This is a genomic window from Cognatiyoonia sediminum (genome assembly GCF_900129845.1).
GTDB classification, from domain to species: Bacteria; Pseudomonadota; Alphaproteobacteria; order Rhodobacterales; family Rhodobacteraceae; genus Cognatiyoonia; species Cognatiyoonia sediminum.
The window spans coordinates 265519-279377 of record NZ_FQXB01000003.1; the positions used below are offsets into that span (position 1 = coordinate 265519).

Consider the following 13859-nt stretch of genomic DNA (forward strand, 5'->3'; position numbering starts at 1 on the left):
TCAAGGTAGCGCTTATTGACACCGTGTCAACTTTACATCGTGTCAAGTAACTGACTCGGTATCAACCTCGAAAGGAGTACAACAATGAAAGTTATCGTATTTGGCGCCACAGGGACTGTTGGACGTCTCGCTGTCGAAAACTTATTGAAAGCTGGACACACCGTCACAGCCTTCGCCCGTTCGCCTCAGAACCTGAACTTAAATGACCCCAAACTGCGCCTCGTCGCTGGAGATGCGATGAAGCTCTCTGACGTGACAGACGCCGTTGCGGGGCAGGAGGCAGTCGTCGTGACCCTTGGCGCTGGGATGTCGCGCAAGAGCAAGATTCGCTCGCAAGGCACAATGAACGTCATCAAAGCCATGCAGACCCACGGGGTTCGCCGTCTGATTGCACAGTCCACTTTGGGTGCGCGCGATAGCTGGCCCACGTTGAACTTTTGGTGGAAGCGCGTGATGTTTGGGGCGCTTCTCGCCCCAGTGTTCCGCGATCACGAGTTGCAGGAACAGTTGGTCGAAGCAAGTGGTTTGGACTGGACCATCGTCCGCCCCGGCGCCTTCACGGATAAGGCCACCGAACGCGCGGTGATAGAGGATGTACCAAATACCGCCCGTGGTCTTGATTTGAAGATCGCCCGTAGCGAGTTAGCCCGTTTCCTGACGCGTCAATTGTCTGACCGCCAATATGTTGGCCGGGCCGTTGGCCTTTCGAGCTGAGGAGCAAGGACCATGGATTGGATATTGATGATCGCGGGTCTAGCCGCTGCGCTGGTAGCTGGAGTGTTTCTTAGCTTCTCTGACTTCATCATGCGGGGACTGATACAAGCCCCCGCATCTCAAGGGGCCGCGGGCATGGTGGGGCTTAACCGAACAGTCTATCGATCAGTTTTTATGGTCCTGTTGCTTGGGCTGGTGCCGGTGTCTGGAGGCCTCGGTTTGTTCGCTCTTTGGCAGTTCGAAGGCGCGGCACCATTACTGACCTTGGTGGGGGCTGTTATCTACCTCATTGGTGTATTTGCAGTGACCGGTATGGGCAATGTTCCAATGAATAAGCGCCTGGATGCGATGGACGGCCAGCCGCGCGAAACCGCAGACTATTGGCCGCGCTATGCACAACGTTGGACACGGTTAAACCATGCAAGAACCTTCTCTTCGGGAATAGCGGCAGTTTGCTGGCTGGTTGCCGCACAGACAGTGTGAGGCAGAGGCCCTGGACATAGCTATGGCCCTAGCCTTCCGATCTTGCCGGAGGGCAAGAGACACCGAGCCTCATGCAGCCAGATCGAGCGACAGCCAGCCAAGGATTGCATCAGTCGTTTCTTGTGGCTTTTCCTGCTGAATCCAGTGGCCGCTCTCGAGGTTGACAACTTCTACATGCGGGACAAAGTCAGCGAGGTTCTCTGAGGGAGGGATCATATCCTGAGTCCCGTAGATCATCAACGCGGGCTGCCGAACGATTGGATCGGCATCTGCCAAAAGGTGCCAGTTTCGATCTATGTTTCTATACCAGTTGATGCTCCCGGTGAAGCCGGTTGCTTCGAACGAAGCTACGAACACATCGAGTTCTGCGTCGCTCATCACAGGCTCACCCAAAGGCTCTTCGGCCTGCGCAAGATTGATCATCATCATGCCCGGCTCGGGCGGCAATGCTGGCAGGTTCTTGCGGAAGAGGTTACTCAGAAACTGTCTCGCGTTCTTGTCAAAGACAGCGTCCGCAACACCAGGCTTGTGGTTGAAGTGGACGAAGTAATTGTCCGCGCCGAGCAAAGTTTCCATGAATTCGATCCACGGCATTGGCGTTCGCGCCTGATAAGGCAGCGCGAGGTTGATGATCTTCTTCACCCGGTTTGGATGCAGGAGCGCCATGCTCCAAACGACGTTCGCGCCCCAGTCGTGGCCAACAAAGACCGCATCGTCATAACCAAAATGATCCAATAGTGCGGCAAGATCACCGGTCAAACGCGCGATGTCGTATTCGGTCACATCCTCTGGGCGCGAAGAGTTGCCGTAGCCACGCTGGTTAGGAACGATGACATGGTACCCCGCCGCGGCGAGGGCCGGCATCTGATGGCGCCAGGAATAAGCATGCTCGGGCCATCCATGGCACAGTACTATCGGGTTACCTTTGTTCTCCCGCCCTACTTCATAGACCTCGAGTTCAATGCTAGTCAGCGCGATGAGGCTGGGTGAGGGAAAATCGGTTAACGTGGTCATGTCATTGTCTCCGGTTTGGGTGTTTCGACAACGACCTAGACTAAAAAGGTATCAAATTATGACATCTTTCTGTGCTATCCCAGAAGTATGAACAGCCGAACCCGACAAGACGCCATAATTCGAAACCTGCGCCGCAGCGGAGCGACGACGATCGAAACCTTGCGTAAAGAGGTCGGAACATCGCGAAGCACGATTCTGCGTGACCTCTCTGCTCTGCGTGACGAAGGCTACATGATTATCGCAGAACAGGGTCGTGGCGGCGGTGTCTATCTTGACCCAAGCTCAGTGCAGACAACAGCCAAACTGTCGGTTCCTGAGGTCTTCGCCTTGATCATTGGCATTTCGAGCATGCGTGCCGTTGGATCGCTTCCGTTTGCGGGCCTGGCCGATAGCGGGCTTACCAAGATCGAGAAGTCCCTGCCGCCCGACAAGCTGCGCGACCTTCGACGGTTGTTGGACTGCCTCTATGTCGGGCCATTAGCCCCGCAAGTCGATGTCTCCGATGTCGGAGAGATCGATATTGGACTGCTCACGGCTTTTGAGCGGGCATTTCTTGAACGATGGTCTCTGAAATTCGATTACGTCGATGCAAAGGGCGCAAGATCCCAGCGCTGCGTCGAACCTCAGGCCATGCTGATCCTGCTGCCGCTTTGGTACCTCGTTGCGTGGGACCCAAGCCGTGACGATGTTCGGCATTTCCGAGTGGACCGGATCAGCCAGCCCGACGTCATTGAGGGCCCGACATTTCGATTGCGGCGGATTGTATTTGATGCAGGCGTGCAGCCAATTCGATATGCTTAGCGGACATTGAACGTCGCGCAGCATTAGACAGATTGGTCTATATGCAGCCCTTCGCGTCCGCTGGCACCAACGACTACTCTGCGGGACAACAAACCTAGAGGTCGCTATCTTGGAATATTCCGCGGATTTGCAATCCTATGAACCACGCTGATTCCATTGCAAAAAATTGTAAAATGAACCGTAAAGTGCCCGTGGAAATCTGTGGTTTAGCTGCAGAATGTAAAATGGTTTGAGCGAACAAGACATTCGACTCTGTTGCAGCGAAAGACCGCAAATGAGCCCAAATTACTGATTGGATGCGGCGCAGCGAACGTCGGTTTTTGCGAAGCCAAGCTGCCGCTCGGCCTCGCAATTCCGCCAAATTCAGGACCGGGTTGACAGCCCAAGCAAGTAGTACATCCCGCACCGGCTGACTGCGTCGGTCATGAACAATGCGGCGCCGAAGACCGTGATGGCAAGCGCCGCCCACACCTACGACATTCTTCAGATCCATCTCCGCTTGCAATGTGACCCACGAAGTGCCGTCGAATTGGTGCAACCGACCTGCTGAGCCAACCCAAGCTGTCCATCCTTCGGCCGGTTCGATGAACAGCCAACCGTTGTTGCAGCGCGTCACAATTGCGCCTGCTTCCCCTGTCCAGGCGCCAGTTGGAGCGGCAGACAGCGCCCATGATTGCCCTTCAGCTGGCAACACAGGCGGATTGCTGACGTCAATGTCCTCCAACTTCATTTGAACAATGGTGTCCAATATCTCCACCGCCTCGTTATGCGTGACGTGCTTTTGGGCCTGCGATGGTTGAATATAGGGGAGATCGAGACGGGGCGAGTTTTCGGACATGCGCGAGCCTTCTGCGTTGGGGTGTGGCGCAGTTAGACAATGCGAAGATTAATGTTTTGAGGTCGCCCCGTTCGGTCCCTATTCCGCCAATCGCAACAGGTATTCGCCATAGCTGTTTTTGGCAAAAAGCTTTGCCCGCTTCAGCAACTGTTCCTTGGTAATCCAACCTTGTTCGAAAGCAATTTCCTCAAGGCATCCGGTCTGCAAACCTTGCCGGTTCTCTAGGGTTCTCGCGAAGTTGCCAGCGTCCAAAAGACTCGCATGGGTTCCAGTGTCGAGCCAAGCATAGCCACGACCCATGCGGTTCACCTTTAGTTTTCCTTCTTTCAGATAGCTTTCAAGAAGTGTGGTGATTTCCAACTCACCCCGCGCAGACGGGGCAACCTGTTTGGCACGTGCCGGGGCGGTTTCGTCGAGGAAATAAAGACCCGTGACCGCATAGTTCGAGGCGGGGTTTTCCGGCTTTTCGATTATCGATTCAACCGAATGGTCTTCAGCAAAGCCTACAACGCCGTATCGTTCGGGGTCTCGAACTTGATATCCGAAGACTGCATTTTCAGAGCTCTTGGCTGCTCCCAAAAGCATGTCCGTCAGACCGGTACCAAAGAAGAGGTTGTCGCCTAGCACCATTGCAGAAGGCGCACCGTCCAAGAAATCCTCGGCAAGCAGATAAGCCTGGGCAAGGCCATCGGGGCTCTCTTGAACAATCCAAGTCAGGCTGATCCCCCACTGAGACCCATCGCCCAGTGCCTTTTGGAACTGATCTTGATCATGAGGAGTCGTGATCATCGCAATCTCTCTGATACCTGCGAGCATCAGCGTCGAGATCGGATAGTAGATCATCGGTTTGTCATAGATTGGCAGAAGTTGTTTCGACACAGCCATAGTGATCGGGTAGAGCCGTGTCCCTGAGCCACCGGCTAGAATGATGCCTTTGCGATCTTTCATGACACTTCTCCTAGATCCCTTAGTACAGCCGTTAGGCTATCTGTCCAAAGCGGCCGTTTAATGCCAAAATCTTGTTCGGTGGTGGTGCAATCTAGTCTTGAATTCAACGGTCTCATGGCAGGCGTTGGGTATTCCGAAGAGGGGATGGCATGGACATCACAGTCAATTTTGGCTTGCCGGAAGATTTCCGTCGCGAAATCGGCCCAGTTGCAGTCGTCGAGTCCAGAGAAATGCCAGATGCCTTTTTGATCGGGGTTTGCGATCAGTGCCTTCGCAATCTGGATAGATGCAGCGGCAATGTCATCTGCCGAGGTAGGACCGCCGATTTGATCGCTCACGACATTGAGGCTGTCGCGGTCTTTTCCGAGGCGCAGCATGGTTTTGACGAAGTTGGACCCGGTGGCCGAAAACACCCAAGACGTTCGCAAAATGGCGTAGTTGGATGAAACCTCAGCCAATGCCATTTCGCCGGCCAACTTGCTTTTCCCGTAAGTACCTAAGGGGTCTGTCAGATCGTCAGGTGTCCAAGCGTCAATACCGCTTCCGTTGAACACATAGTCAGTTGAAAGGTGAATGATGGGGATAGAAAGTTGGCTAGCAACTTCTCCGAGCCTTTTCACAGCCGTTTTGTTTAAAACAAAGGCGGCGTCTTGATTGGTCTCAGCTTGATCGACAGCGGTATAGGCCGACGCATTGATAATTGCGTCGGGTTCATGCGCCGCGATAGGTTGAAAAAGATCAGCCGTATTGGTCAAGTCCAGCTCACCGCGGCCAAGAGCTATGACTTCAATAGCGTCGTTTTGAACGCTCTGAAGGCTCGTCGCAACTTGCCCTGATTTGCCCAGAACGACAATCTTCACGACTTGAGACCCAAGCGTTCCCCAACACCAATGCGGCTCTGCAGCGCCTTCCACCAAACCTCGTTGTCCAGATACCACTGAACTGTTTTGCGTAGGCCCTGTTCGAGCGTCACGGAAGGTCTCCAACCGAGTTCTTCCCGGATACGCGTGGGATCAATCGCGTAGCGCAAGTCGTGCCCCGGGCGGTCGGCAACAAAGGTAATGAGGTCAGCATAAGGGTCAGTTCCCAGATGCAGTTCATCGAGTATCGAGCAGATCATCTTGACCAGTTCAAGATTGCTCGCCTCATTCTCTCCGCCAATATTGTAGGAACGCCCCAGTTCTCCTCTTTGAAGAACCGTCAAAAGAGCGTCGGCATGATCCTCCACATAGAGCCAGTCGCGTACGTTTTCGCCGTTGCCGTAGATCGGAATGGGTTTCCCTGCGAGGGCATTCAGGATGACAACAGGGATGAGTTTTTCAGGGAAGTGGAAAGGCCCGTAGTTGTTCGAGCAATTGGACAAAACAACGGGCAGGCCGTAGGTTTCGCTCCACGCCCGCACCAGATGGTCGGACGCAGCTTTCGAGGCGGAGTAGGGGCTGTTTGGTGCGTAAGGTGTGTCTTCCGTGAACATGCCTTCAGCGCCCAATGTGCCAAAAACTTCGTCAGTGGAGATGTGGTGGAACCGGAAGTTATCAGGTTTTCCACGTTTTTCCCAGTAGGCTCGGGCGGCCTGCAAAAGCGTGTAAGTGCCGGTGATATTGGTTTCGATAAACGCGCCGGGACCGTCAATCGACCGGTCTACATGAGACTCGGCCGCGAGGTGCATCACCGCGTCTGGTTGGAAGCCTTCAAAGGCGGCAGCCATGCTGTCGGCGTCACAGATGTCGGCCTTAAGGAAGGTGTAATTGGGAGCTTCTTCGACACTCGAAAGGTTCTCCAGACAGGCGGCATAGGTTAGCTTGTCGACGTTTAGCACATCATGGCCATCGGTGACGGCCTGTCGCACCACAGCAGAGCCAATGAAGCCTGCACCGCCCGTTACCAAAATTCTCATCTACAGTGCCTCATAGGTGAAAGGGCTTTTGAAAGTGTCGAATGATGGGGCGTTTGCATCTTTTTCCGATAGGATCACGTTGCCTGTATCCCAGCCCCAATCGATCCCGATGGACGGATCGTCAAATCTGACGGCTCCGTCGCAGTTAGGGGCGTAGAAATCTGTGCACTTGTAGACGACCTCGGTCGCATCAACCAACGTCAGAAAGCCGTGCAAAAAGCCCTTAGGGACAAATAGTTGCTTTCCGTTTTCTGCAGATAACTCTACCGCGATCCATTTTCCAAAATTTGGTGATCCAAGGCGCACATCGACAGCGACGTCAAAGATCGAACCTGAGACAACCCGCACAAGTTTATCTTGGGCTGCTGGCGGCGATTGATAATGCAATCCGCGTACCGTTCCTGCGGCGCCGGATTTCGAATGGTTGTCCTGAACGAAGTTATAATCTAAGCCAGCATCGGCCCAAGCCTGACGGTTATAGGTCTCAGAAAAGAAGCCGCGATCATCGCCAAAACGCTGTGGTGTGATCGCAAAAACGTCTTTTAGCGCTGTTTCTTCAATATTCATTTAGACACTCATTCAGTCACTTAGGCTCTAACAAATGTGCGCCTCAGATCACAGTCAAAAACGAGCGAAGGAAAGGTCATAATCGCTCCGCCAGTTGCAGCTAGACCTCAAGTTTGGCAACAAGACGACATAATATAAACATTTTGCCGGTTAATGTCTTTTGTAAATGAGCGGCACCTAGACCGTCGGAAGTGAGGCATCGATGATCATCCCTGTAATCCTATGTGGCGGATCCGGTACGCGTCTTTGGCCGCTATCTCGCAAAAGCTATCCGAAGCAGTTCTCTCCGTTAACAGGTGAGGAAAGTCTTTTTCAGGCCTCCGTGAAACGCTTTGGGTCAAAAGAGTTTACGCCCCCAATCATCGTTACTTCGAACGACTTTCGGTTTATCGCGACTGAGCAGCTTTTGGATGCTGGCATCGAAGAAAGCACTGTTTTAATCGAGCCGGAAGGTCGCGATACAGCGCCGGCCATCCTCGCAGCTGCATTGGTGCAATACAAAAAAGATCCAAACGGTCTGCTGTTAGTTGCGCCTTCGGATCATGTGATCTCAGACGACGGGAGTTTTGAACACAGCATTCGGGCAGCGATTCCAGCGGCGGAGTCTGGAGACATCGTGACATTTGGGATCAGGCCAGACCGCCCGGAAACGGGTTACGGCTATCTCGAACTTGCCGAACAACCGGATGACGACGTTCGGCCAATCAAGTTGCAGAGTTTTGTTGAAAAACCCGATGCCGAACGCGCAAAGGAGTTACTGGCGGAGGGTAGGTATCTTTGGAACGCCGGCATATTCTTGTTTTCTGCCCAGGTCATCGTCGATGCCTTCAAGTCGTATGCGCCACAGATTTTGGAAGCGGTTTCCATATCTGTAGGCGAGGCCAAGCCCGATCTTTCGTTCACACGTCTTGATCCAGAGGCATGGGGTAATGCCCCAGCAATTTCAATCGACTACGCCATTATGGAGAAATCTGAGAACTTAAGCGTGGTTCCGTTCAATGGGTCTTGGTCAGATCTGGGTGATTGGGCATCCGTTTGGCGAGAAACTCAGGTCGAGGGCATGTCGACAAAGGGTGAAGTTACGGTCATCGACTGCAAAGATACGCTGCTGCGATCGGAAGTTGACGGTCAGGCGATCGTAGGAATTGGGTTGGAGAATGTTGTCGCTGTTGCCATGCCGGACGCAGTGCTTGTCGCCCGTAAGGATTCTGCGCAAGACGTCAAAAAAGCTGTCACGATCCTGAAAGAGAACGCGGCACCGCAAGCTGAGAATTTTCCAAAGGACCATCGGCCATGGGGTTGGTTCGAAAGCCTGGTGATTGGCGACAGATTTCAGGTGAAAAGGATCGTTGTGCATCCAGGAGCCGCGCTTTCATTGCAAAGCCATCACCACCGAGCTGAACACTGGATCGTGGTTGAAGGCACTGCCAAAGTCACGATCGACGAAGAGGTCAAACTCGTTTCAGAGAACCAGTCTGTCTACATCCCGCTTGGCGCTGTTCATCGCATGGAAAATCCCGGCAAAGTGAACATTGTCCTGATCGAGGTTCAGACCGGCACCTATCTGGGTGAGGACGACATCATCCGATACGAAGATGTCTACTCTCGGGATTAGGTCTTCCTAAACACTCGTCTGATAGTTCGCTGGCCAAGTCGGGTGGAACTGGGGGCGTTGGTCTGTTGCGTGTCGTGTTAGCTTTGGGGACGTTTCTTTTAGTGACAGGATGCGGCGGCAGTAGCGCTCCGAACGGCGGAAGCTCTGATCCAACTCAGCCTGTAGACCCCCTTCCGCCGATCCAGACGGAACCCGCAGACATGCATCGTGCAATTGACGATGTGATCGACGCGTTCTCCAATCCGGTGCTCTACACCGAAATTCATGCCATTCCGACTACGGGCAGATCTGTCTATGAGGGATATTTGTCATCGGAGCTTTCGGATCAAACAGACAATTTTCCTGATGAACTCATAGCAAATTTGAAAATCACGGTTCGTTTCGAGGCGAACGGCGTAAACGCAACGGGCCGTGCAACAAACTTCCACGATGAAAACGATGACGCATTGAACGGATCACTCGTTTTGTCTGCAGGGCAGCTAGACCGAACCGGTAACCCAAATAACGACGCAACCTTCACGGTAGCCTTGAATGGTGATTTGGAAGCTCAAAACGGTCAGATCCGATCAATTGAGTCTCGGCTAGAGGGAGATTTCTTGGGTTCTCAACAGAATGCCATTGGCGGTAAACTGTTTGGACGCGCTAGAAAGGGCGGTTCTGCGCAAAATATAGACGGCTCATTCATTGCTGCTCGATAGCAGCTATTCATCGGCAATTTCCGGCTGCAAACTTGCTCTTTATGTCGCTATACCTTACCGTGTGTGCTATCCAAAATAAGTCTCTAAAGACGGGGTACGGGCGGTGAAATTCTCCAAAACACTCGGGTACAGTGTGTTATTTGCTGCGCTTGCAAATTCAACACATGCGCAGGAAACTACCTATACGCTCTACGGAACGCCTGGTTTGGTCGAAATGCCGACGGCACGCAGTGCACCTGACGGTGAAATTATTGCTAGCTATAGCCATTGGAACCTCCAACAAAAAACAAGTTTTACCTTTCAGTTAACCCCGCGTTTATCGGGTACTTTTCGGTATTCTGGGATAGACGAACGATCTGGGCCCGACACAGATGGAACATTTGATCGGAGTTTCGATTTCAAATACCGCATTGTGGATGAAACGGATTGGCGTCCTGCGATTGCGATCGGAATCCAAGACTTTGCAGGTACGGGAATTTTGTCGGCAGAGTATGTTGTCGCCACAAAAGCGGTGACAGATAGCATTGATGTGACTGCTGGTCTAGGTTGGGGTCGCTTTGCATCTCGTGGTGGATTTTCTAACCCACTGGGGTTTATTTTCCCCGAGTTCGAAGAACGACCACAGCGTGACAATGGTGAAGGTGGCACACCATCGACTGATCAGTTTTTCCGCGGAGATGCGGCTCTGTTTGGTGGCATCGATTACCGAGTGTCCGAAAAGCTAAGCTTCCAAATTGAATATTCGTCGGACGCTTACGAACGCGAAGCCAACCTCGATACAATCGACATTCGGTCACCGATCAACGTTGGGATGATTTATCGCCCATTCCCGAACCTTGCCTTCAACCTTGCCTACCTTCAGGGATCGGAAATCGCAGGCGCAGTTACGGTTTCAGTTAACCCCAGAAAACGGATCGCTCCTGTCGTTCCTCTTGAAGCGCCAGTGCCGCTTGCAGGTCGAAATGGTGATCCGAGCGTTGCAGCGAGTTGGGAAGGTGCGATTACGTCTCAGTCTCCAGTCGCGCGCGAGCTTTCCAGCCAAGGCATTCGGTTGATTGGATATGACGTCTCTGGTTCGACCGCACGCATTCGGTTTGTAAACACACGCTATCGGTCTGAAGCGCAGGCAACAGGCCGCGCTGTCCGGGTGCTGTCTGGCTATCTGCCTGATACTGTTGAAACCATCATCGCGGAGCCTTCCCAGAATGGTATCCCGCTTTCATCCGCGACGTTCGACAGACGGACGTTGATGGAAAATGAGGTTCGCGCGGATGGTGCGAATGCGGTGCTGGCGGCATCGACGATCGAAGACGCCAATCTCTCATACAACCTCAATAATGTGGCGGATACGTCTAGTCGGTTCAGCTGGGGTCTGCTGCCCTATGTCCAACTCTTCGTATTCAACGCAAATGATCCGGTTCAAATTGATGCGGGCCTCGAACTGACGACGATGTATCGGATTCAGCCAAATCTTGTGATCGATGGCAGCTTTCGTCAGACACTTGTAGGAGCAAGGGATTTGCCACCGACAAGGGAAGATAGCTCTGAAGATGTTCCCAACGTTCGAAGCGATGGTCGCTACTACGGGATTGATGGTCAGCCGGTAATATCATCCCTGACGCTGACACACTACGGCCGACCAGGCGAAAACCTTTATAGCCGAGCAAGCGTTGGTTATCTGGAACGGATGTTTGGCGGTGTCTCTGGTGAGGTGCTTTGGAAACCGGTCGATAGTCGCTTGGCACTTGGCGCGGAACTCAACTATGCCGTTCAGCGAGAAGAGGATATGCTTTTTGGGTTCCAAGACTATGACGTCGTAACTGGCCATTTGTCGGCCTACTACGACTTTGAAAATGGCTTTTTGGGACAGGTTGATGTTGGCCGTTACTTGGCCGGTGATTGGGGCGCGACGTTCTCTTTAGACCGAGAGTTTGAAAATGGTTGGAAAGTTGGTGCCTACTTTACGCTGACGGACATGCCATTCGAAGAATTTGGTGAAGGCTCCTTCGACAAGGGTATCAGGGTAACAGTGCCGGTTGATTTCTTCTTGGGCAATCCAACGCGCCGCGAGATCAACTCAAACCTCAACTCACTTGCACGCGACGGTGGTGCGCGCTTGAACGTTGATGGGCGACTTTATGAAATCGTCCGAGATGGTCATACAGCTGGGCCGCTGGGCGATACGTGGGGGCGTTTCTGGCAATGATGCGTCTCGCTTCCATCCTATGTGTTCTTGGCCTGACGGCTTGTGGCCCGCTCAATCAAGGCTCTCCCCTTGAAGGTGCGGTTACAACAATAGCTTCGGCCGTTCGGGGTACCGACGCGCAGCAACAACCCCAAATTACAGACGCGTTGGTGAACGCGGACGAGATCCTTTTTGTGACCATTCGTAACTTCGGCACTGTCACGCCGATGACAAAGGATACGGTCGTAGGCACACGAGAAACCTGGATTTCAGACGGCGGCGCGACCGTCACTTTGGAAGACGGAATTCTCGTGGCGACTAGGGGGTTGGGTATTGGTCTGTCCGGCGCTGATACGTTTGGAACAAGGGCAGCCATACGCGACGGCGGTGGAACTGTTCAGCGGACCCACGGCTACGTCGATGTTTTGGACCAAACGCGTCTGGCCGAGATGGAGTGCCAAGTCACGCAAGTAGGATCGGAAGAGGTCGAGATGCCCCGCGGTACTCAGACTCTGACCAAGTTCGAAGAAAGCTGTGAGGGTCGTCGTTTGGTGTTTAAGAACGAATACTGGATCGACGGCACAGGCGATATCGTCCGATCTCTGCAAGTGACTTCGCCAGAGCTTGGCTTCCTTTTGCTCGAAAAGGCCTAATCGGATAGCGCTTTAATTGTCGAATAGGCTGCGTCGAGCAACTTGCCTGCAGTAACCGCGCTTTCTGCTTCGACATAGATCCTTAACTCCGGTGCGTTTCCAGACGGCCTGACGTGAATTATCGTCTGGTCGGAAAAGGTCATCCTAAAACCATCAGTCTCGTCGGTATCGACTATTGAGGCGTTGAAATGATCTGCAAACCAAGCAGGATCATTTTTGATCCTTTCGATTAGGGCGAGAGATGTCTCTCGTTCGATGTTCTGCAACCGATCCGCCGCGGTAAACCGTTGTGGTTGGTGCTCCATGAGTGCTGACAAGGGACGACCTTGACCGGCCACTAGGACAGACACAAGCGGCAGCACGCTATCGCGCGTCATTAGCGGATCAATTGAACCTGCCGAGCCTGTTGCTTCAAACCCGAGAAGGAAACCGCCATTCGCTTCATATCCAACAACTGGGCCGTCGACATCTTCCATCCCTGCGATGACAAATGGAGACCCAATCTTGGTATGAAGAACGCTTTCAAAGCCGAGTTGCTTAACACCTGTGTTGGATGAAACTGGCGTCACCACATGCCTTGCATTGAGGAACTGAGCGGTCAATTGACCCAGGATATCACCAGAAATGACCTCGCCCGTTTCGTCTGTCAGCAATGGGCGGTCCCCGTCGCCATCCATAGACACGATCGCGTCCAGATCAGAACCGGCGGCCCATTCCCTCAATTGCGAGCGTGTTTCGGGATCAACCGCCTCTGTATCCACCGGAATAAACGTAACCGACCGACCTAGTTCGGTCACGTCTGCACCCAGTGAAGCAAGGATTGTTTGTAAGAGATCGCGTCCAACCGTGCTGTGCGCGTAAACGCCAATTCTGCGACCCGCTAATGCAGTTTTTCCAAACCCGTGAAGATATCGATCAACAAAAGCTGGCTCTGCGTTGAAGGCCGTCTGTTTCCCCATTTCCATATGCTCATCGAGGGCGGAGCCAAGGTTCGCAAGAATAGCCGCTTCATGGGCTTTCGTAATTTCGCCGTCCGGTATGTAGAACTTAATCCCGTTCCGGTCAGCCGGAATATGACTGCCAGTCACCATGATCGCAGCGCTGCCGTTTGCCATTGCAGCCATAGCCAAAGCTGGCGTCACTACCGCGCCGCAATCAACGACATCCACGCCAAAATCCCGCAAAGCAGACATTGTCGCCGTGGCGACCCGAGGAGAGGAATCCCTCAAATCCTGCCCGACGTAGACGCAATTTCCGATGTCGCAGGATTTTGCAAAAGCGACCACGTGATCTCGGATTAAGTCGTCAGTCAGTTCGGTGACCAAACCACGCAGACCACTTGTACCGAATTTGGGTGGCATTAACTTCTCCATGGCTTGAGGCAAATTGAGTTGGTTCGTTAGTATTTCTGATAAATTCTATACGCCAGCCCATCTTTGGCCAAGT

General features: G+C 53.1%; 14 protein-coding genes. 7 read left to right on the top strand and 7 right to left on the bottom strand.

Annotated features, from left to right (window positions below):
- Positions 1-84 precede the first annotated feature (84 nt).
- Both BUA85_RS11730 and BUA85_RS11735 read left to right on the top strand, forming a co-directional pair.
- Complete coding sequence (locus BUA85_RS11730) at positions 85-714, top strand: NAD(P)-dependent oxidoreductase (protein ID WP_072901158.1); 630 nt, start codon at positions 85-87, stop codon at positions 712-714.
- Positions 715-726: 12 nt separating this feature from the next.
- The gene (locus tag BUA85_RS11735; protein WP_072901159.1) at positions 727-1197 is read left to right on the top strand and encodes an anthrone oxygenase family protein; all 471 of its coding nucleotides are present in this window, start codon (positions 727-729) and stop codon (positions 1195-1197) included.
- A 69-nt stretch (positions 1198-1266) separates the two neighbouring features.
- Here BUA85_RS11735 and BUA85_RS11740 read toward each other — a convergent pair whose 3' ends face one another.
- Complete coding sequence (locus tag BUA85_RS11740) at positions 1267-2211, bottom strand: alpha/beta fold hydrolase (protein WP_072901317.1); 945 nt, start codon at positions 2209-2211, stop codon at positions 1267-1269.
- A gap of 87 nt (positions 2212-2298) precedes the next feature.
- Here BUA85_RS11740 and BUA85_RS11745 point away from each other — a divergent pair, with 87 nt between their 5' ends.
- Positions 2299-3012: a helix-turn-helix transcriptional regulator gene (locus BUA85_RS11745; protein ID WP_072901318.1), complete on the top strand. Its 714-nt coding sequence runs from the start codon at positions 2299-2301 to the stop codon at positions 3010-3012.
- Positions 3013-3106: 94 nt separating this feature from the next.
- On the opposite strand, the gene BUA85_RS11750 is transcribed toward BUA85_RS11745, so the two are convergent.
- The 5 genes from BUA85_RS11750 to rfbC form a co-directional block, all read right to left on the bottom strand.
- Complete coding sequence (locus BUA85_RS11750) at positions 3107-3850, bottom strand: DUF2793 domain-containing protein (RefSeq protein WP_072901320.1); 744 nt, start codon at positions 3848-3850, stop codon at positions 3107-3109.
- A gap of 78 nt (positions 3851-3928) precedes the next feature.
- Positions 3929-4798, bottom strand: coding sequence for a glucose-1-phosphate thymidylyltransferase RfbA (gene rfbA / locus BUA85_RS11755; RefSeq protein ID WP_072901322.1), 870 nt, complete (start codon positions 4796-4798; stop codon positions 3929-3931).
- Positions 4795-5658, bottom strand: coding sequence for a dTDP-4-dehydrorhamnose reductase (gene rfbD / locus BUA85_RS11760; RefSeq protein WP_072901323.1), 864 nt, complete (start codon positions 5656-5658; stop codon positions 4795-4797). The genes rfbA and rfbD overlap by 4 nt, the downstream gene beginning before the upstream one ends.
- Positions 5655-6695, bottom strand: a complete 1041-nt coding sequence (gene rfbB, locus BUA85_RS11765) for a dTDP-glucose 4,6-dehydratase (protein WP_072901325.1) — start codon at positions 6693-6695, stop codon at positions 5655-5657. Before rfbB ends, rfbD begins: the two co-directional genes overlap by 4 nt.
- Positions 6696-7262, bottom strand: coding sequence for a dTDP-4-dehydrorhamnose 3,5-epimerase (rfbC, locus tag BUA85_RS11770; RefSeq protein ID WP_072901327.1), 567 nt, complete (start codon positions 7260-7262; stop codon positions 6696-6698).
- 202 nt (positions 7263-7464) lie between these two features.
- On the opposite strand from rfbC, the gene BUA85_RS11775 reads away from it, so the two are divergent.
- From BUA85_RS11775 to BUA85_RS11790, 4 genes are all read left to right on the top strand, one after another.
- Positions 7465-8877 carry a mannose-1-phosphate guanylyltransferase/mannose-6-phosphate isomerase gene (locus BUA85_RS11775; RefSeq protein ID WP_072901328.1) on the top strand — a complete coding sequence of 471 codons (1413 nt, stop codon included), beginning with the start codon at positions 7465-7467 and terminating at the stop codon, positions 8875-8877.
- Between the two features lie 200 nt (positions 8878-9077).
- The gene (locus BUA85_RS11780; protein ID WP_131802806.1) at positions 9078-9575 is read left to right on the top strand and encodes a hypothetical protein; all 498 of its coding nucleotides are present in this window, start codon (positions 9078-9080) and stop codon (positions 9573-9575) included.
- 133 nt (positions 9576-9708) lie between these two features.
- Positions 9709-11781 (top strand): YjbH domain-containing protein, encoded by a 2073-nt coding sequence (locus BUA85_RS11785; RefSeq protein ID WP_242649065.1) that lies wholly within the window; start codon positions 9709-9711, stop codon positions 11779-11781.
- Positions 11778-12413, top strand: coding sequence for a YjbF family lipoprotein (locus tag BUA85_RS11790; protein ID WP_072901334.1), 636 nt, complete (start codon positions 11778-11780; stop codon positions 12411-12413). The genes BUA85_RS11785 and BUA85_RS11790 overlap by 4 nt, the downstream gene beginning before the upstream one ends.
- Here BUA85_RS11790 and BUA85_RS11795 read toward each other — a convergent pair.
- On the bottom strand, positions 12410-13774 hold the full coding sequence (locus BUA85_RS11795; protein WP_072901336.1) for a phosphomannomutase: 1365 nt from the start codon (positions 13772-13774) through the stop codon (positions 12410-12412). The genes BUA85_RS11790 and BUA85_RS11795 overlap by 4 nt on opposite strands.
- Positions 13775-13859 lie beyond the last annotated feature (85 nt).